Genomic DNA, 20,638 nt, shown 5'->3' on the forward strand with positions numbered 1-20,638 from the left:
GGCACGCCCGCAGGAGGGTGCCTGACCCCGGTGCCAACCAATACCTGCACATCGTTTGCGTTGGATCAAGCTTGGGGTCAGGCCCGCCCGCAGGGGAGTGCCTGACCCCGGTGGGACCCTGGTGGCTGCTGAGTGTGTTCGATGGCGCACAGTCGCAGGCAACATGCCGGCTTACCATGGCTAGTCCATTCCACGCCGGGGCTGCATGTGGCGGCGCGTATGTCGCGGTCCGTGTTGCGCGGCATTACGAGGCAGCCATTGAAACAGGAAACGCCCCCGCTACCAGATCCGTCCAGCCCTCGCGGTCTCGCCGATGAGCAGCCGCTGCGCGCCGAGTTGTTCGGCGCGGCCCGGATGGCGCAACACGGGCGCGAGCTCGCTTCACTCCACCGTATCGATCAGCGCACGCCGCCCGTGCGCCTGCTGCCGCGCCTCGCCGCCAATGCCGGGGCCATCGTGCAGGCCTGCGATGGCATCGCGGCTGCGAGCAAGGGCGGGCTCGCGCTCACGCCGGCTGCCGAATGCCTGCTGCAGCACGCCACGCTGATCGGGGAGCAGGCGCTGCGCGCCAGGCGCGAGATGCCGCGCAAGCTGCGCCGCACGCTGCCGCGGCTCGCCGGCGGCGAGGGCGCCGGCGAGCCGCGCATCTACCAACTGGCGCTGGAGCTGGTCGCGCACACCGATGGGAAGGTCGATGTCGACAACGCGGCGCGGTTTCTCGCCGCCTACCAGGAAACCCACGTCCTGACGCTGGCCGAACTGCAGCTGTTCCCGGCGATGCTGCGCGTCGCCCTGGTCGAGGCGCTGCGCCGCATTGCCGGCGCCACGCTGCGTGGCCTGAACGAGCGCCGCCTCGCGAACCAATGGGCAGACCGGTTGGCACAAGCGGCCCCGGAGCCCGCCCGCCTGCTGGTGCTGGTGGCCGACATGGCACGCTCGCAGCCGCCGTGCACCCGCAGCTTCGTGGCCGAACTGTCGCGCCGCCTGCAGGGCCAGAGCGCGACGCTGGCGATGCAGTGGCTGGCCGCCAACCTGGCCAAGACCGGCCGCACGGTCGAGCAGGAGGTGCTGGACGAGATCGCGCAGCAGGCCGCCGACCAGGCATCGGTTGACAACGCGGCGGCGACCCTGCGGTTGCTGGGAACGGTGGATTGGCAGGCCTTCGTCGCGCGGCTCAGCCACGTCGAGCAGGAGCTCGGGCGCGATCCGGACGGCACTTATCCGCGCATGGACGCCGGCACGCGGGAAACCTACCGGCGCAAGGTTGCGCTGCTGGCTGGCCGCAGCGGCCGCCCCGAGCTGGAGGTGGCGCAGGCCGCCGTGGCACTGGCGCGCGAGCCGCGCGCACCGAGCGCCGGCGGACTGGATCCGCGCACCCGCCACGTCGGCCACTACCTGGTCGGGCGTGGTGCGCCCTTGCTCGAAGAGCGCCTGGGGCTGGCCCCGCGCGCCAGTCCGTTTGCCTCGCAGCGCTCACGCCTGCTCGCTTTCCTCGGTGCGATCTTCGTGTTCACCACGCTGTTCACCGTCGCGGCGATGGACCGCGCCCGCGACAGCGCACTGGACGAGGTGCTGGCTGCGCTGTTCACGCTGGTGTTCTCGGTCGGCGCGAGCCAGCTGGCAGTTGCGCTCGTCAGCTTCATTGCCGGCCAGCTGACCAGGCCGCGCCTCCTGCCGCGCATGGATTTCCGCGACGGCGTGCCGGACGACGCGCAGGCGCTGGTCGCCGTGCCATCGATGCTCTATTCGCCGGCGGACGTCGACACCTTGTGCGACACGCTGGAAGTGCACTTCCTCGCGAACCGCGACCCCAATCTGCGTTTCTGCCTGCTCACCGATTTTGCGGACGCCGACGCGCAGCACGTGCACGGCGACGACGAGTTGCTGGCGCTGGCGCGCGCGCGCATCGACGCGCTGAACGGCCGTCACGCATTCGAGCGCACGGTCACGACCTATGACGAAGACGGCACGGCGGCGGAGCACACGCAGCAGGTGCAGCCCTTCCTGCTGCTGCATCGCGCGCGCCGCTGGAACCCGCAGGAAGGGGTGTGGATGGGCCACGAGCGCCGACGCGGCAAGCTCGCCGAGCTCACCGCCTTGCTGCGCGGCGGCCCGCGCACGGGATTCGAGCTGATGGTGGGCCAGGTCGACCAGCTGCATGCGGTTCGCTACGTGATCACGCTCGACGCTGATACGATGCTGCCTCGCGATGCGGCGCGCGAGCTGGTCGCCACCATGGCGCATCCGCTGAACCAGGCGCAGGTGGCGCCGGACGGTTCGCGCGTTCTCGACGGCTACGGCATGCTGCAGCCGCGGATGGCGGTGCGCCTGCCTGCCACGCTGTCGTCCCGCTACGAGGGCCTGTGCGCCGGCGCCCACGGCGTCGATCCGCGCACGCGCAGCCTGCCCGACGCTTACCAGAGCCTGTTCGGGGAAGGTTCGTTCGCCGGCAAGGGCATCTACGATGTCGATGCCTACGAGCGCGTCCTCGGCAAGCGCCTGCCCGTGAACCGCATACTCAGCCACGACCTGCTGGAAGGCTGCTACCTGCGCTCGGGCGTGTTGGCGGACCAGCTGCTGTACGAGCCGACACCGTCGCGCTACAGCGAGGACGTGGGCCGCCGCCACCGCTGGGTGCGCGGCGACTGGCAAATCGCGGGCTGGCTGCGTCCGACCGTTCCCGGTCCGGATGGCGCTCGCCTGCCGAATCCGCTCACTCCGCTGTCGCGCTGGAAGATCTTCGATAACCTGCGCCGCAGCCTGGTGGCGCCCGCGTTGACAGCCCTGCTGGTGATATCGTGGCCGGTGATTCCGGTGGACTGGTTCTGGACCGCAGCAGTGCTGGCGGCGATCTTCGTGCCGCCGATGGTGTCGGCGCTGTTCAACCTGATCGAGAAGCCGGCGGGTGTGCCGTGGCCGCAGCACTGGTCCAACGTGTGGCATAACGCCGCGATGTCGATCGGCCATGCCGGCCTGGCGCTGGTGTTCCTGCCTTACGAGGCGTTCGTGAACCTCGATGCGATCGTGCGCACCTGCTGGCGCATGCTGGTGTCGCGCCGGCGCCTGCTGGAATGGCGGCCGGCGAGCCTGTCGCGTTCTTCCGCCAACCTGCACAGCAATGCCCGCAATATGTGGTTCGCGCCGCTGCTGGCCGTGCTGTGCGCGGTGGCGCTGCAGCTGTCCAATCCTCCCGCGCTGCTGCTGGCAGGGCCATTCCTGCTCGCGTGGCTGCTGTCGCCGCTGGTGGCATGGTGGGTGAGCCTGCCGCTGCCCAAAGCGGCATCGGAAATCGCTCCGGCGGATGCGCGTTTCCTGCATAAGCTGGCGCGCCGCAGCTGGGGCTTTTTCGAGACCTACGTGACCGCGCAGGAGAACTGGCTGCCGCCCGATCGCGCGCACGCGAGCGATCGCGAGGCGGTTGACCATCGCACCTCGCCCACGCACATCGGGCTGTCCCTGCTGTCCAACCTGTCCGCGTGGGACTTCGGCTATGTCACGACCGGGCAGCTGCTGGCGCGCTGCGAGGGCGCGCTGGCGACGGTGCGCGGCATCGAGCGCCACCGCGGGCACCTGTTCAACTGGTACGACACGCTGACGCTCGAGCCGCTCGAGCGGCGCTATGTCTCCACCGCTGCCAGCGGCAACCTGGCAGGCCACCTGCTGGCGCTCGCGCCCGGCCTGGAGCAGGCTGCCGACGCGCCACTGGTCGGACCGCAGGCGTTCCAGGGCATCGCCACCACGCTGGATATCGTGGAGGAGCACGCGAAGGAGGCCGGTGCCGGCGTCGCCGAAGCGGTAGCGGCGATGCGCGCCGAACTGGGGCGGGGCAGCGAGCAGGCCGGCGCGCAGACGCTGCCCCGCTTCGCGGACCGCCTGGCGCAGCTGTGCCGCCACGCCGCGCAGGTCGCCGCCGCAGCCCAGAGCGGCGTGCCGGATCTGGTCGACTGGAGCGAGCGGCTGCGCGCCCAGTGCGCCGCATTCCTGGAGGAGCTGTCGGAACTGGCCCCCTGGGCCGCGCGGGCCGACCAGTACGTGCTCGATTCGCACCTGACCCGGATGCCGACGTTGCGGGAACTGGCAGGCTTCTCCCTGCCGGAGCGGTCCGGCGATCGTTCCGCCGGCATCGACAAGCTGGTGGGGGAGGGCAGGGAGCGGGCGGCCGCCCGCGTGGCGCGGCTCGAAGCGCTGGCGCAGCAGGCGCGCGCCGCAGCGTGCATGGACTTCGGCTGCCTGTACAACCGCGCCACGCGCTTCCTGTGCGCCGGCTATGACGTGGACGAGCGACGCCTGGACGCGCGCCAGCACGACCTGCTCGCGTCGGAGAGCCGCCTCGCCAGCTTCGTCGCCATCGCGCAGGGACAGCTGCCGCGCGAGCACTGGTATGCGCTCGGACGGAAGCTGCTCTGGGTGCATCACGAGCAAGTGCTGCAATCGCGCCACGGAGCGCTGTCCGATCACCTGCTTCCCCACCTGGTGATGCCGGCCTGCCATGGCACGCTGCTGGACCATAGCGGGCGCGCGGCCGTGCGTGCGCTGGTGGGCCACGGACGCCGTGCCGGCCTGCCCCGGGGCGCTTCAGGCTTGGACGACGGCGACGGTCGAGAAGATGCCGCCGGCGACAGCCCGGACAGCATCGCTGGCACGCCATCGGCTTCGCTGCTCGGCCTGATTGGCGGCCACGATCGCGCCATCCGCAACCTGCAGCGCATGGCCGGCATCGGCCTGCTTGGGCGCTACGGATTGCACGATGGGGCATCGGCCGGCGTCGACGGCGCGCTGGAACCGACACATGCATTCTCGGCCCGGCAGCAGGGTATCGCGCTGGCGGCACTGGATCACCTGCTGTGCGACCGCGCCATGCAGCGCCGCTTTGCGTCGGCTCCCGAGCTGCGCGCCACGCTGTCGTTGCTGCAGGAGCGCATTTCGCCGGCTGCCGCGTTCCGTGCTGCCCGCGGCGTACCTGCGCCAGGCGCCGCACCGGACGCGGGATCTCCTCCGCGCACGGTCGGCCGCGCAGTGACGCCCGTTCCGCGCGTGCACTTGCTGTCGAACGGCCGCTATCACGTGATGGTCAGCAGCGCGGGAGGCGGCTACAGCCGCTGGAACGGTATCGACGTGACGCGCTGGCGCGAGGACGGAACGCGCGACCATTGGGGCAGCTTCTGCTTCGTGCGCGACTGCGGCTCGGGCGCAGTCTGGTCCACCACCTATCAGCCCACGCGCGTGCAGCCGGAAAGTTTTGAGGCGGTGTTCTCGGAGAGCTGCGCCAGCTTCCGCCGCCACGACCACGGCATCGACCTGCATACCGAGGTGGCCGTGTCGCCGGAGGACGATGTCGAGCTGCGCCGCACCCGTGTCACCAACAACTCGGGTGTCGCCCGCACGCTGGAGCTGACCAGCTACGCGGAGGTGGCGCTCGCCGCGCACGCGGAGGATGCCGCAAGCCCATCCCTGTCCGCGTTGCCCTTGCAGGCGGAGATCCTGGACGGCGAGGACGCCATCCTCTGGCAGCGCCGTCCACGCACGGACGGCGAGCCTGTTCTTCACATCCTGCACCTTGCGTGTGCGCGCGATGCGGCTGGCGCCGTGATGTCGTTCGCGACCAGCGGCGCGTCCTTCACCGGGCACGGCAACGATGTCTCCATGCCCGGCGCCATGCGCCATGAGGGCGCGCTCAGCGGCGCTTGCGGCGCGCTGCGCGACCCCATCGCCGCGATTCGCTGCCGGTTCGTGCTGGAGCCGGGGGAGGCCGCCACCGTCGATTTCGTAACCGGCGCAGCGGCAGGCCGGGAATCCGCCGTGCAGCTGGCCGGCAAATACCAGGACGCCCATCTGGCGGACCGCGTGTTTGGACTGGCGCGCACGCACGGCCAGGCCGTCCTGCGCCAGCTGGATATCGACGACGCTTCCGCCCAGCTCTACGCCGAACTGGCGGCCGGCGTGATCTATCCACAAGCGCCGCTGCGCGCCGATCCCGCCACGCTTGCGCGCAACCAGCGCGGCAAGTCCGGCTTGTGGGCATATGCCGTTTCCGGCGACCTGCCGATCCTCCTGCTGCTGTTGCGCGACGCCGCGAACATTGGCATGGCGCGCCAGCTGATCCAGGCGCACGCCTACTGGCGCATGAAGGGCTTGCCGGTCGACCTCGTGCTCTGGTACCAGGACAACAACGCGCAGCCGCTGCGCGACCAGCTGATCGGCATGGTCAACGCCGGACTCGGCATGGCTGCATCCGGCCAGCCGGGCGGGATCTTCGTGCGCGGCCTGGACCAGGTGTCGCCGGACGACCAGTTGCTGATGATGTCAGCGGCGCGAATCGTGTTCGACGACGCCGACGGCGCGCTGGCGGACCAGGTGGCGCAGGCGTTTGCCGAGGCGCCCAGGTACGGCCCGCTCGCGCCGGAGCCGGACGTGGACGCCACGCCCTACCGGCAGTCACCGATGCCGCTGCCCGAGCTCCAGCTGTTCAACGGCATGGGCGGGCTGGCGCCGGACGGACGCGAATATGTGATCCGCAGCCGCGCGGACGCACGCACCCCGGCCCCCTGGGAAAACGTGCTGGCCAATCCCTCGTTCGGCTGCGTGGTCAGCGAAAGCGGTCACGGATTCACCTGGAACGAAAACGCCGGCCGGTTCCGCCTCACGCCAGCGGATGGAGATGCCTCCGGCGAAGCGTTCTACATCCGGGACGAGCAGTCCGGGCGCTTCTGGTCGCCCTCCGCGCTGCCCGCGACCGGCAGCGGCGACTACATCACGCGCCACGGGTTCGGCTACAGCACGTTCGAGCATGCGCAGGACGCAATCCACAGCGAGATGACGGTCTTCGTCGCTCCCGACGCGCCGCTCAAGTACACCATCATCCGCGTCCGCAACGACGGTCCTTCGCTGCGCCGGCTGTCCGTCACCGGCTATGTTGAATGGGTGCTGGGCGAGCTGCGCGAGCGCAGCGCCATGCACATCGTCACCGGGCTCGATGCCGACAGCGGCGCGCTGTTCGCGCGCAATGCGTTCAATCCCGACCTGGGCGGGCGGGTCGGATTCTTCTATGTGAACGCGCAGATCCGCACGGTGACGTGCGACCGGCAGGAGTTTGTCGGCCGCACCCGCTCGCTCGCCCATCCGGCGGCCATGCGGCGCAGGCGCTTGTCGGGCCGTACCGGCGCCGCGCTCGACCCATGCGCCGCGTTCTGCGCTCCGTTCGCGCTGCGTCCCGGCGAAGAGCGCGAGCTGGTGTTCGTCCTGGGCGTTGGCGGACGCCGCACCACCGATGCCGCGCATGTGATCGAAACCTGCGGCAGCAGCGAGGCGGCGCACCGCGCCCTGGAAAAGGTCCGCCAGCACTGGGAGGATGTGCTGGGTGCGGTCCGGGTCACCACCCCCGACCCCGCGCTGGACGCGCTGGCCAATGGCTGGTTGCTGTACCAAGCGATCGCCAACGGCATGTGGTCGCGCATCGAACCGGGCCACGGCGCAGGAGCGTGCCGCTTCCGCGACCAGTTGCAGGCGGCGCTGGCGGTGGTGCACGCCCAGCCCCAGCTCCTGCGCGAGCAGTTGCTGCTGTGCGCGGCGCACCAGTTTAGCGAGGGCGATGTGCTGCACTGGTGGCATCCGCCGTCCGGATGCGGCGCGCGCACCCGCAGTTCGGACGACTACCTGTGGCTGCCGTATGCGGTTGCGCACTATGTGGGCGCGACGGGCGATGACGCGGTGCTGTCGGAGCACGCACCGTGGCTGGACGGGCGCCCGCTCAACCCCGGTGAGCAGTCATACGAGGACGTGCCCGGCCGCGCGACCGCATCGGCCACCCTGTACGAACACTGCGTGCGCGCGATCAGGAATGCATGGCGGACCGGCCCGCACGGCCTGCCGCAGATCGGCAGCGGCGACTGGAACGAATCGCTCGACATGGCCGGACGCGAGGGCAGGGGCGAGAGCATATGGCTGGCCTGGTTCACAGTGGATGTGCTGACCCGGTTCGGCGAGGTGGCGCAGCGCCACGGCGACCACGTGTTTGCCATCGCGTGCCGCGAACACGCGGTGCAGCTGGCGCAGTCGGTCGAGGAACACGGCTGGGATGGCAATTGGTACCTGCGCGCATTCCACGACGACGGCACGCCGCTGGGATCGGGCGCCGGCGCCGATTGCCGCATCGACTCGACGGCGCAGAGCTGGAGCGTGCTGTCCGGCGCGGCGCTTCCCGAGCGGGCGCGCATGGCGATGGCGCAGGTCGCCGGCCAGTTGGTGCGCACGGAGCAGCGTCTGGTGCAGCTGTTCGACCCGCCGTTCGAACGCGCCGTGCCGGATCCCGGGAGCGTCCGCGCGTTCCCTCCGGGCGTAGGCTGGAACGGCGGACAATCGACCGATGCCGCCGTATGGGTGGCGATGGCGTTTGCGCAGCTGGGCGACACGGAGCGCGCGTGGGAACTGCAGCGCATGCTCAACCCCCTGGCGCGCTCCGGCAATCGCGACGACGCGCGGGCATATGCGGTCGAGCCTTACGCCATGGCCGGCGGCATCAGCGCGCTTGGTCCGGACGCTGGGCGCGGAGAGCGCAGCTGGTGCACCACCTCGGCGGCCTGGATGTACCGGCTGATCCTCGAATCGCTGCTGGGCGTGCGGCTCAGGGACGGCGCGCTGGCGCTCTCGCCCCTGCTTCCGGAGCAGTGGGACGGGTTCACGGTGCGTTACCGGCACGGCACGGCGCTGTACCTGATCGATGTGCGCCGCGCGGCCACGCCATCGCTGACGCTGGATGGCAAGCCGGTGGACGGCAGCTGCATCGTCCTGGAGGACGACGGTGAACAGCACCTGGTCAACCTCTGCATCGGCCCCGCCCCTGCCGTATGAACACGGTGACTGTTTCCTGGGCGCATCCCGTCATGTCAACTTGTTAGTAAATAGTTAATAAGCATCAAGCCGGTTTCGGTGTGCTGTCTAAAGTGGAAGTAGCGGACTCGCCGCTACCATACCGGAGGACGCATGCCTCGCCCCTGCCTCGCCACACTCGCCGCCGCCGGCGCCTTGTCGATATCGCCGGCCGCGCTGGCGGACCGGAACCACCACGGCTTTGAAGCGACCCTGCACGCGCCCTACCAGGGGGACGATGCAGGCGGTGCGCGCACGTTCACGCTCAGCTTCGACCATCCGACCGCACACCAGGAACTGTCCGTGCACTGGACGCTGGCGCTGGAAGGTCAGCGCGGCGAGGTGCTGCGCACCTGGTCGGGAGAACTGCGGCTGCCGAAGAATGGCGCCAGCGTGCGCGTGCCGTGGCGCGGGCGAATCGAAGGCAAGGCCGCGGACGGACGGTACACGGTGCGCATGCGTGCCCGGGCCAGGCCGCGCGCGGCGCACGCGCCTGAGGGAGAGCTGATCGAGCAGGCATGGGAGGTCGTGCTCGGCCCGGTGACTACGATGCGGATGGCCGGCGCCGCGCCGATGTCCGCGCCGTCCTTGCGCTGGCCCGCCGGCGCCGCTAACGCTGCGGGCGCGCTGCCGTACCAGGTCTACTACGGCAACCTGCACAGCCAGACCAACCACAGTGACGGCGGCGCGGACGTCGGCGATTGCAGCGGCGCGCAGGAGCCCGGCGCTTCTCCGCACGGGCCCCTCGATGCATTCACCTACGCGCGCGGGCGCGGCCTCGACTTCCTGATGGCGTCGGAACACAACCACATGTACGACGGCGCCGACGGGCACGATCCGCAGGCCGATCCGGGCGAGGCGCGGGCGCTGTACCGCGACGGCCTGGCGATCGCCAGCGCCTTCACCGCCGCGAGCCCCGGCTTTGTCGCGTTGTATGGAATGGAGTGGGGCGTGATTAGCAATGGAGGCCATGTGAACATCCTGGGAGCAGGGGAGCTGTTGGGATGGGAGCGCAACGACAGCGGCGAACTGCTGGGCGACACGCTCACGCCGAAGAACGACTACGCGGCGCTGTACACGCTGATGCGGCAGCGCGGCTGGCTGGGCCAGTTCAACCATCCCAGCTGGCGCGGCCAGTTCCAGGTCGGCGGCGTCGCGTTCGGCTACACGGACGACGGCGGCGACGCCATGGCGCTGTGCGAGGTGCTCAACACCTCCGCCTTTTCGACCAGCACCAGCGAGTCGGAGACGCGGCGGTCAAGCTTCGAAGGCGCGTGCAACAAGGTGCTGGAGGCGGGCTTCCGCGTCGCCTTCTCCAGCAACCAGGACAACCACTGCGCCAACTGGGGCGCCTCCTACACCAACCGCACGGGCATCCTGGTGCCGTCCGGCGTGCCGTTCAGCGAAGCGGCGCTGATGGACGCGATCCGCGCACGGCGCGTATTCGCGACCATGGACAAGGGATCGCAGGTGGTGCTGACGGCGAACGGGCGGATGATGGGCGAGCGCTTCGCCAACAGCGGGCCGCTGCGTCTCCTGGTGGGATTTGCGAACGCGGCGGGCAAGCGCGCCGCCGCGGTCGTGCTGTACGAGGGAGTTCCCGGCCGTAACGGCACCGTCACCGAGCTGGCGCGCGTCGCCGACGCGTACTTCACGCCCGCGCCCGGCGAGCATTTCTACTACGCGAAGGTCACGCAGGAGGATGGCAACGTGCTGTGGTCTGCCCCGGTGTGGGTGAGCCAGCAGCAGTCCGGCGCGCCGCTGGACTGATCAGAAGCCGAGCCGTTCGCCCGCGCCGAGCAGCGTGGCCACGCCCAGCAGCGCGAAGATGGCGGCGGCGATGCCGTGCACGAGCCGGAGCGGCACCTTTGCGGCGATACGTTCGCCGAACAGCACCGCGGGCACGTTCGCGATCATCATGCCCAGCGTCGTGCCCGCGACGACCGCCAGCAGCGCGTCGAAGCGTGCAGCCAGCGCCACGGTCGCGACCTGGGTCTTGTCGCCCATTTCCGCCAAAAAGAACACGATCAGTGTGGTCAGGAATACGCCGTAGCGCGGCAGTTTTGCCTTTTCGTCCACTTCGTCGGGGATCAGCGTCCATGCCGCCATGGCCAGGAAGCCCACGCCCAGGATCCAGCGCATCGCCTCCGGTCCCAGCTGCGCCGAGACCCAGGCGCCGACCGATGCGGCTACCGCGTGGTTGGCCAGCGTGGCCACCAGGATCGCAAGGATGATCGGGACGGGGCGGCGGAACTTGGCCGCCAGCAGGAATGCGAGGAGTTGGGTCTTGTCGCCAATTTCCGCCAGGGCGACGATGCCGGTCGAAACGATGAATGCTTCCATGAGTGCTGCCAGTGTGATCGAGCAGGCAATGATAGCAGGGCGGCGCGTCATTACAGGCTCCAGCTTTCGCCCGCCATCGCAAAGTGCTATTCTCCAGCACCATGAAAACCTCCCAGACCCTGCGCATCGCCGCATGCGCCTTCTTCGTCCTGGCCGGTCCGGCCAGCGCCCTCGACCCGCTCTCCTACGCGCGCTATGACCAGGTGAAAACCAGCGCGCTGCACCTGGACCTGAAAGCGGACTTTCAACGCAAAAGCCTCGGCGGCTTCGCGGAACTGACTCTGGAATGGCTGGACAAGTCCGCGAAGACCCTGGACCTGGACACGCACAGCCTGGCGATCTCCCGCATCGAGGCGCAGGACGCGCGCGGCCAGTGGGCGCCGGTGACTTACAAGCTGGGACCCTTCGACGCCGAAAAGGGCAGCGCGCTGCAGGTGGACCTGCCGAACCAGCCGAAGAAGGTGCGTATCCATTACAAGACCGCGCCGACCGCCAAGGCGCTGCAGTGGCTGACCCCCGCGCAGACCATGTCCGGCAAGCACCCGTTCATGTTCAGCCAGAACCAGCCGATCAACGCGCGCTCGTGGGTGCCGTCGCAGGACACGCCGGCCGTGCGCTTCCCGTACAGCGCGCACATCGACGCGCCGGCCGGCCTGCGCGTGGTGATGAGCGCGGAGAACGACCCGAAAGCCACCGGCAAGGGCGGCTGGACCTTCAAGATGCCGCAGCCCGTCTCGGCCTACATGATCGCGATCGGCATCGGCGAGCTGGAAGGCAAATCCCTCGGCCCGCGCACCGCCGTCTATGCCGAACCGTTGCGCATGAAGGCGGCCGCCTATGAGCTGGCGGACACGGAAAAGATGATCGACGCGGCCGAATCGCTGTACGGCCCGTACCGGTGGGGACGCTACGACATGCTGGTGCTGCCGCCATCGTTCCCGATCGGCGGCATGGAAAACCCGCGCATGACCTTCCTGACCCCGACCATGATCGCCGGCGACCGCAGCCTGGTCGACCTGGTCGCGCATGAGCTGGCGCATAGCTGGTCCGGCAACCTGGTCACCAACGCGACCTGGAAGCACTGGTGGCTGAACGAAGGCGTGACCACCTATGTCACCACCCGCATCCTCGAGAAGCTGTACGGCACCGAAGTCGCGCTGATGAACCTGCAGCTGGAGCAGGAAGAAGCGCTGGCATCGCTGGCCGACATCCCGGTCGCCAAGCAGGCGCTGCTCACCAGGGATCCTGACACCTCGAACGCCAACTACACCGACGAGGGACTCGCCTATCCGAAGGGCGCATGGTTCCTGCACACGCTGGAGCAGCGCGCCGGCCGCGCGCGGTTCGACAAGTTCCTGCGCAGCTGGTTCGACAACCACGCATTCCAGAGCGTGACCAACGACCAGTTCAGGGAGTACCTGCAGAAGAACCTGCTGGCCGCGAATCCGCAGATCATGAGCGAGGCCGAGCTGGACGAGTGGATGTACGGCCCCGGCATCCCGAAGAGCGCCAAGCGCGCGCACTCGGAACGCCTGGCGCGGCTGGATGCGGCCATCGCCGGCTGGATCAAGGGCGACATCGCGACCTCGAAGCTGCCGGTGAAAGGCTGGACCGCCACCGAGTGGATGAAGTTCCTGAACGACATCGACACCAAGGTGAGCGCGGCGCGACTCAAGGAGCTGGACCAGGCGTTCGGCCTGGCGACCACGAAGAACAACGAAGTCGCGTTCCGCTTCTACCGCGCCGCCATCCACGCGGGCTACACGGACGCGATCCGCGAGCCGCTGCGCGCCTTCCTCATGAGCGTCGGCCGCCAGAAGTTCGTGGTGCCGCTGTACACCGCGCTGGTGCAGGACCCGAAAGAGCGCGCATTCGCAGTTGGCGTATTCGCCAAGGCGCGCGAGCGCTACCACCCGGAGACCCAGGCCAGCGTCGCCCGCGTCATGCCGAAGAAATAAAGGAACCATGCAAGTGAAACCAATGACCCGCATCGCCAGCGCGCTGCTCATCGCATTCGCCAGCCTGTCCGCCCACGCGGCGGAGGGCGCGTCCGCAGCCGCCAGCACCCAGGCGCAATCCGCGTTCAACCTCGAGGCCGACGTCAACCGCGCGCTGCGCACGTTCGACGTGCCGGGCATCGCCATCGCCATCGTCAAGGACGGCAAGGTCGTCACCGCGCAGGGCTTCGGCGTGCGCAAGCTGGGCCACCCCGAGAAGGTGGACGGCAAGACCATCTTCGAGGTCGCCTCGAACTCGAAAGGCTTCACCGCGGCCGCGCTGGCGATGCTGGTGGACGAGGGCAAGCTGGCCTGGGACGACCCGGTCATCAAGCACCTGCCGGACTTCCGCATGTACGACCCGTACGTCACCAACGAGATGACGGTGCGCGACCTGCTGGTGCACCGCAGCGGCCTGGGGCTGGGCGCGGGCGACCTGCTGTGGTGGCCGACGACCACCTTCACCACCGACGAAATCATCCACAAGCTGCGCTACGTGAAGCCGGCGACCAGCTTCCGCGCCAGCTACGCCTACGACAACCTGCTGTACATCGTCGCCGGCAAGATCGTCGCGCAGAAGATGGGCATGACCTGGGGCCAGGCGATGCACGAGCGGATCCTCAAGCCGCTGGGCATGACCGCGACCACCACCAGCCTGGAAGAAAACGCAGCCTTCACCAACGTGGCGGGCGCGCACTCCAAGATCAACGGCAAGGCCACCCTGGTCAAGCAGGTGCCGGTGTCGAACGCCATCGGCGCGGTGGGCATCAACACGGGCGCCGAGGACATCTCCAAGTGGATGATCGCGCTGCTCGACGGCGGCAAGATCCCCGGTTCGGACAAGCGCCTGTTCAGCGAAAAGCAGGCGCGCGAAATGTGGACCGCGCAGACGCCGATCAAGATCAGCGAGCCGAAGCCGGCGCTGGCGGCGACGCGCCCGAACTACTTCGCCTACGGCCTGGGGTTCCAGCTGCGCGACTACAAGGGCCGCATGCTGGCCATGCACGGCGGCGCGCTGCAGGGTTTCTACTCGCGCGTGCTGATGGTCCCGGAAGAAAAGCTGGGGATCGCAATCCTGACCAACGCGGAGAGCGGCGGCGCCATGACCGCGCTGCAGTACCGCATCCTGGACCACTACCTCAAGGCGCAGCCGAGCGACTGGATCAAGCTGGTCCACGACGTCGAAATGGAAGCGCACGCGAAGGAGATGGCCAAGCTGAAGACCGAGAACGCAACGCGCGCCAGGTCGGCGCCGTCGCTGCCGATGGCTTCGTACGACGGCGAGTATGAGGACGCGTGGTACGGCACGGTGTCGATCAAGCCGGTGAACGGCAAGCGCGTGATGAGCTTCTCGAAGTCGCCCGACCTGGTGGGTGAGCTGGAACACTTCCAATACGACACCTTCATCGTGCGCTGGAAGGAGCGCAACTTCAATGCGGACGCCTACGTGACGTTTGCGCTGAACCCGGACGGCTCGATCGAGCGCATGAAGATGGCGCCGATTTCGTCGGAAACGGACTTCAGCTACGACTTCCAGGACCTGTCGTTCACGCCTGCCAAAAAAGCCAAGTAAGAAAAAAGGGACTGTCCCTTCGCGGGACAGTCCCCATTATCCAAGCGCAGGAAAGATCAGCGTACAGTCCCGCAGGGACAGTCCCCGCGGTCTTACTGCTTCACGAACTTGAGCGTCATGCGGTCGCTCTCGCCAATTGCCATGTATTTCTCGCGGTCGACATCCTTCAACGCGTACGACGGCGGCAGCGTCCACACGCCTTTCGGATGGTTCGCCGTGTCCTTCGGATTGGCATTCACTTCCGACTTGGCCGCCAGCTTGAAGCCCGCCGCTTCCACCGTCTTGATCACCCACGCCTCGTGCATGTAGCCCGACGACGCGCGCTCATCCTGCTTCATCGAGGCCGGCAGGCGGTGGTCCACCACGCCGAACACGCCACCCGGCTTGAGCACCGTGTGCACCGCCTTCAGCAGCTCGCGCATCTTCTCGTCGCCCTGGCCGATCCAGTTGTGCATGTTGCGGAAGGTGAGCACCATGTCGACGCTGCCGGCCGGCGCGATGTTGTACTGCTTGCCCGGATCGAACAGGCCTACCGCGACCTTGTCGTACACCGCCGGGTTGGAATCGATCTTCTTCTTGAACGCCATCGCGTAGCGGTTCTCCGGCTTCATCTCTTCGGCCGCGCCAATCAGCTTGCCCTTCTCGCGCAGGTAGGGAGCGAGGATCTCGGTGTACCAGCCGCCGCTCGGCTCCAGTTCGACTACCGTCATGTCGGGACGGATGCCGAAGAAGCTGAGCGTCTCGTACGGGTGGCGTGCGCTGTCGCGTGCGACGTTGGCGGGGGTGCGGTGCGCGCCTTCGATCGCGGCCTTGAGCGGGTCTTGCGCGTGGGCGGCGCCGGCGGCGCCAATGGCCATCATCGCAGCGAGGATCAGTCGTTTCATCGTTACTCCGTTCTTGTTGGTTAATCGATGACGGCGATCATCTGGCAAGCCTGCTGCTGCGTCAAGCGAATGTGTGCGGTGTATGCATGCATACGTGTCCGCGCGGCGGCGCCGGACAGCATGCGGACGTACGCGGACATGAGGCCGTCCATACAGTGTGCATACACCCTGTGAAGAGAATGAAACGGCTGCCCGTTTGGCACAAACTTTGCGTGGTAATTTCTCCGTTTTACTGCTAAGGTTGCCTGCGGTTTTTCGGTCCATCAAAGCAAAAAAGCACAGGAGACAGAATGGAACGTCGTACCTTTTTAAACATCGGCGGTATGGCCCTGGGATCGATGATGCTCCCGGTTGCCGGGCGCGTCATCGCTGCAGAAGAACTGGTCAAACCAGTCGATAACAAACTCAGGAAAGCACTCGCCGACACGGCGATGACGGCCGCCACGCAGGCTGGCGCGAGCTACTGCGACGTGCGCATCGGCCGCTACCTGAACCAGTTCATCACCACCCGCGACATGACGGTGCAGAACGTGGTGAACACCGAGTCCGCGGGCGTGGGCATCCGCGTGGTGGCCGGTGGCGCCTACGGCTTCGCCGCCACCAACGACATGACGCCGGACTCCGTGGCCAACGCCGCGCGCCAGGCCGTGGCGATCGCGAAGGCGAATGCGCGCCTGCAGTCCGAACCCGTGCGCCTCGCGCCGGTCAAGGGCGTGGGCGAAGTGAGCTGGGCGACCCCGATCAAGAAGGACTGGCGCCTCGTCCCGATCAAGGAAAAGGCCGATATGCTGCTGGCCGCGAACAAGGCCGGCATGGACGGCGGCGCGAACTTCATGCAGTCGATGCTGTTCCAGGTGAACCAGCAGAAGTACTTCGCTTCCACCGACGGCTCCTACATCGACCAGGACATCCACCGTCTGTGGCTGCCGCTCAGCGCCACCGCGGTCGACCGTGGCACCGGCAAGTTCCGCACCCGCCAGGGCCTGTCGGCGCCGGTGGGCATGGGCTACGAATACCTGGACGCCAAGCCGCACAACAAGATCAAGGCAGCAGGCGGCGTCGCCACGCTGTACAACGGCGCGTATGACGTGGTCGAAGACGCGCGCGCCGCAGGCATGCACGCCAAGCAGAAGCTCACCGCCAAGTCGGTCGAGCCGGGCAAGTACGACCTGGTGCTGTCGCCAGAACACATGTGGCTGACGATCCACGAGTCGGTCGGCCACCCGACGGAACTGGACCGCGTGCTCGGCTACGAAGCCAACTACGCCGGCACCAGCTTCGCCACGCTCGACAAGTGGCAGTCGAAGAACTTCAAGTACGGTTCCCCGATCGTCAACATCGAGGCCGACAAGGTGCGCCAGGGTTCGCTGGGCGCGGTCGGCTACGACGACGAAGGCGTGAAGACCAAGTCGTGGGACGTGATCAAGGACGGCGTGCTGGTGAGCTACCAGGCCACGCGCGACCAGGCGCACGTGCTGGGACTGGAAGAATCGCAGGGCTGCTCGTTCGCCGACAGCTGGAGCAGCGTGCAGTTCCAGCGCATGCCGAACATCTCGCTCAAGGCCGGCACGAAAAAGCTGACTCCGGACGAGATGATCAAGGACGTCAAGAAGGGTATCTACATCGTGGGCGCCGGCTCGTTCTCGATCGACCAGCAGCGCTACAACTTCCAGTTCGGCGGCCAGCTGTTCTACGAAATCAAGGACGGCAAGATCGCAGGCATGCTGGAGGACGTGGCTTACCAGTCCAACACCCAGGAATTCTGGAACGCCTGCTCGGCGATCTGCGACCAGAGCGACTGGCGCATGGATGGCTCCTTCTTCGATGGCAAAGGCCAGCCGTCGCAGGTATCGATGGTCTCGCACGGATCGTCCACCTCGCGCTTCAACGGCATCAACGTCATCAACACCGCACGCAAAATTGGCTAAGCAGGGAACACGCACATGAAATTTCTGACCCAAGAAGAAACCAAGCGCATTACCGACCGCGTAATGTCCTATACCAAGGCCGACCAGTGCCAGGTGTCGATCAACGGTTCGCGCGAAGGCAACATCCGCTTTGCGCGCAACGCCGTGTCGACCGCCGGCCTGGTGGAGAACACGCAGATGGGCGTGTCGGTCGCCTTCGGCAAGAAGCAGGGCACCGCCACCGTCAACGAGTTCGATGAGAAGTCGATCGAAAAAGCGGTGCGCCGCGCGGAAGACCTGGCGCGCCTGGCGCCGGAGAATCCGGAGTTCGTGCCGGCGGTGTCGAACCAGCAGTACAAGCCGTCGCCGACCTTCAGCAAGAAGACTGCCGACATCGACCCCGAGTTCCGCGCCGCCGTCGCTGCCTACAGCATCGAGGCGAGCCGCAAGAACAAGCTGGTGTGCGCAGGCTTCTTCAGCGATAACACCGAGTTCCAGACCATCGCCAACTCCAAGGGCGTGTTCGGCCACCAGGATGCGACCTCGCTCGACTTCACCTGCACCGTGCGCACCGAAGACGGCCGCGGTTCGGGCTGGGCCAAGAGCACCGCGATCGACGCGGCCAAGTTCAATCCGCGCGAGGCGGCCGACATCGCGATCGAAAAAGCATTGCGCTCGGTCGACGCCAAGGCGCTGGAGCCGGGCCGCTACACCGTGATCCTGGAGCCGGCTGCCACCGCCGGCCTGATCTCGTTCATGCTGAACGGCTTCGACGCCCGCAACGCGGACGAAGGCCGCAGCTTCCTGTCCAAGAAAGGCGGCGGCACGCGCCTGGGCGAGAAGCTGTTCGACGAGAAGGTCAACATCTGGACCGACCCGTGGGATCCGAATGTCGCCGTGACCCCGTGGGCCGGCAACTCGATGCTGGCGCGCGAGCGCTTCCCGGTCATCAAGGACGGCAAGGTCAGTGCGCTCGACTACTCGCTGTTCTGGGCGCAGAAGAAGGGCGTGCGTCCGGTCGGCTCGATCGGCAACATCATCATGGCCGGCACCGACAAGAGCACCGCGGACCTGATCGCGTCCACCAAGAAGGGCATCCTGGTCACCCGCACCTGGTACATCCGCATGGTCGACCCACAATCGGTCCTGCTGACCGGCCTGACCCGCGACGGCACCTTCTACATCGAGAACGGCAAGATCATGTACCCGGTGAAGAACTTCCGCTTCAACGAGAGCCCGATCACCATGCTCAACAACATCGAAGAAATCGGCAAGCCGGTCGTGATCGCGGGCGACGAGTCGAACTACTCGATGATGATTCCGCCGATGAAGGTACGCGACTTCAACTTCACGTCGCTGTCCGACGCCGTGTAATCAAAAAGGGGACGGTCCCCGGCGGGGCCGTCCCCAACCCCGCTTTTGGAGTAGATCGTGGAACGACGCAGTTTTCTCAAGCTCGGCGGAATCGCCGGCACCCTGCTGGTACCGGTATTCGGCAACGCCATCGCGGCCGAACAGCTCACCAGCCCGATGGAAGTCAGGTTCAAGAAAGCGCTGGCCGACGCCGCGCTGAACGCGGCCACCAAGGCCGGCGCATCGTATTGCGACGTTCGCATCGGCCGCTACCTCAACCAGTTCATCACCACGCGCGACCTGAACGTCGAAAACGTGGTGAACACCGAATCGACCGGTGTCGGCGTGCGCGTGGTCGCCAATGGCGCCTACGGCTTTGCCGCCACCAATGACATGACGCCGGACGGCGTCGCCAGCGCCGCACGTACCGCGGTCGCCATCGCCAAGGCCAATTCGAAGCTGCAGTCCGAACCGGTCGTGCTGGCGCCTGTGAAGGGCGTCGGCGAAGTGTCGTGGGCGACCCCGTACACGCGCGACTGGCGCACCGTGCCGATCAAGGAAAAGGCCGAGATGCTGCTGGCCGCGAACAAGGCCGGCCTGGATGCCGGCGCGAGCTTCATGCGCTCGCAGCTGTTCCAGGTGAACCAGCAGAAGTATTTCGCGTCCACCGACGGCTCCTACATCGACCAGGACGTGCACCGCCTGTGGGCGCCGCTGACCGCCACCGCGGTCGACAAGGCCACCGGCAAGTTCCGCAACCGCGAGGGACTCGGCTCCCCGGTCGGCATGGGCTACGAATACTTCGACGCCAGGCCGGAGCACAAGGTGCGCGCCGCCGGCGGCGTCGCCACGCTGTACACCAAATCCTACGACCTGGTCGCGGAGGCAAAGCTGGCCGGACGCCAGGCGCGCGAGAAGCTGAGCGCCAAGTCGGTCGAGCCGGGCAAGTACGACCTGGTGCTCTCGCCCGACCACCTGTTCCTGACCATCCACGAATCGGTCGGCCACCCGACGGAACTGGACCGCGTGCTGGGCTACGAGGCCAACTACGCCGGCACCAGTTTCCTCACGCTGGACAAGTGGCAGTCGAAGAAATTCAAGTTCGGCAGCGAACGTGTCAACTTCACCGGCGACAAGAACGAGCCGACCTCGCTTGGCAACGTCGCCTACGACGACGACGGCGTGCCGGCCAAGCGCTGGGACATCATCAAGGACGGCATCCTGGTGAACTACCAGGCCACGCGCGACCAGGTCCACATGATCGGCCAGAACGAATCGCACGGCTGCTCGTACGCGGACAGCTGGAGCAGCGTCGCGTTCCAGCGCATGCCGAACGTGTCGCTGGCGCCGGGCAAGCAGCGCCTGACGCCGGACGAAATGGTCAAGGACGTCAAGAAGGGCATCTACATCCTCGGCCGCGGTTCCTACTCGATCGACCAGCAGCGCTACAACTTCCAGTTCGGCGGCCAGCTGTACTACGAGATCAAGGACGGCAAGATCGGCCCGATGCTGGAAGACGTGGCCTACCAGGCGAACACGCAGGACTTCTGGAATGCGTGCAGCGCGATCTGCGACGAGCGCGACTGGCGCATGGGCGGCTCCTTCTTCGACGGCAAAGGCCAGCCGGGGCAGGTCTCCGCGGTGTCGCACGGTTCGTCGACCACGCGTTTCGACGGCATCAACGTCATCAACACGGCGCGCAAGATCGGCTAAACC

9 protein-coding genes are annotated in these 20,638 nt (G+C 67.4%); 7 read left to right on the forward strand and 2 right to left on the reverse strand.

What is annotated here, in order from left to right; all coding sequences use genetic code 11:
- Positions 1 to 354: 354 nt before the first annotated feature.
- Together ACFSQR_RS02435 and ACFSQR_RS02440 are read left to right on the forward strand one after the other, a co-directional pair.
- A complete protein-coding gene (locus ACFSQR_RS02435; RefSeq protein ID WP_377727718.1) occupies positions 355 to 8,847 on the forward strand; it encodes a GH36-type glycosyl hydrolase domain-containing protein in 8,493 nt (2,830 codons plus the stop codon).
- A 132-nt stretch (positions 8,848 to 8,979) separates the two neighbouring features.
- Complete coding sequence (locus tag ACFSQR_RS02440) at positions 8,980 to 10,635, forward strand: CehA/McbA family metallohydrolase (RefSeq protein WP_377727721.1); 1,656 nt, start codon at positions 8,980 to 8,982, stop codon at positions 10,633 to 10,635.
- Here ACFSQR_RS02440 and ACFSQR_RS02445 read toward each other — a convergent pair whose 3' ends face one another.
- A complete protein-coding gene (locus tag ACFSQR_RS02445) occupies positions 10,636 to 11,208 on the reverse strand; it encodes a TMEM165/GDT1 family protein (RefSeq protein ID WP_377728295.1) in 573 nt (190 codons plus the stop codon).
- A gap of 101 nt (positions 11,209 to 11,309) precedes the next feature.
- Here ACFSQR_RS02445 and ACFSQR_RS02450 point away from each other — a divergent pair, with 101 nt between their 5' ends.
- Both ACFSQR_RS02450 and ACFSQR_RS02455 read left to right on the forward strand, forming a co-directional pair.
- The gene (locus tag ACFSQR_RS02450; protein WP_377727724.1) at positions 11,310 to 13,166 is read left to right on the forward strand and encodes a M1 family metallopeptidase; all 1,857 of its coding nucleotides are present in this window, start codon (positions 11,310 to 11,312) and stop codon (positions 13,164 to 13,166) included.
- Between the two features lie 7 nt (positions 13,167 to 13,173).
- Complete coding sequence (locus ACFSQR_RS02455) at positions 13,174 to 14,778, forward strand: serine hydrolase (protein ID WP_377727727.1); 1,605 nt, start codon at positions 13,174 to 13,176, stop codon at positions 14,776 to 14,778.
- Between the two features lie 92 nt (positions 14,779 to 14,870).
- Here the strand turns inward: ACFSQR_RS02455 and ACFSQR_RS02460 are convergent, their stop codons facing one another.
- Positions 14,871 to 15,662 carry a class I SAM-dependent methyltransferase gene (locus ACFSQR_RS02460; protein WP_377727730.1) on the reverse strand — a complete coding sequence of 264 codons (792 nt, stop codon included), beginning with the start codon at positions 15,660 to 15,662 and terminating at the stop codon, positions 14,871 to 14,873.
- Positions 15,663 to 15,952: 290 nt separating this feature from the next.
- On the opposite strand from ACFSQR_RS02460, the gene ACFSQR_RS02465 reads away from it, so the two are divergent.
- Genes ACFSQR_RS02465 through ACFSQR_RS02475 form a run of 3 tightly spaced genes read left to right on the forward strand, consistent with a single transcriptional unit; the run spans position 15,953 to position 20,635 of the window.
- Positions 15,953 to 17,590: a TldD/PmbA family protein gene (locus ACFSQR_RS02465; RefSeq protein ID WP_377727732.1), complete on the forward strand. Its 1,638-nt coding sequence runs from the start codon at positions 15,953 to 15,955 to the stop codon at positions 17,588 to 17,590.
- 15 nt (positions 17,591 to 17,605) lie between these two features.
- A complete protein-coding gene (locus ACFSQR_RS02470) occupies positions 17,606 to 18,943 on the forward strand; it encodes a TldD/PmbA family protein (protein WP_377727734.1) in 1,338 nt (445 codons plus the stop codon).
- Positions 18,944 to 19,000: 57 nt separating this feature from the next.
- Positions 19,001 to 20,635, forward strand: a complete 1,635-nt coding sequence (locus ACFSQR_RS02475; RefSeq protein WP_377727737.1) for a TldD/PmbA family protein — start codon at positions 19,001 to 19,003, stop codon at positions 20,633 to 20,635.
- Positions 20,636 to 20,638: the final 3 nt, after the last annotated feature.

The sequence above is a fragment of the Pseudoduganella sp. GCM10020061 genome (genome assembly GCF_042683405.1).
Taxonomy (GTDB): Bacteria; Pseudomonadota; Gammaproteobacteria; order Burkholderiales; family Burkholderiaceae_D; genus Telluria.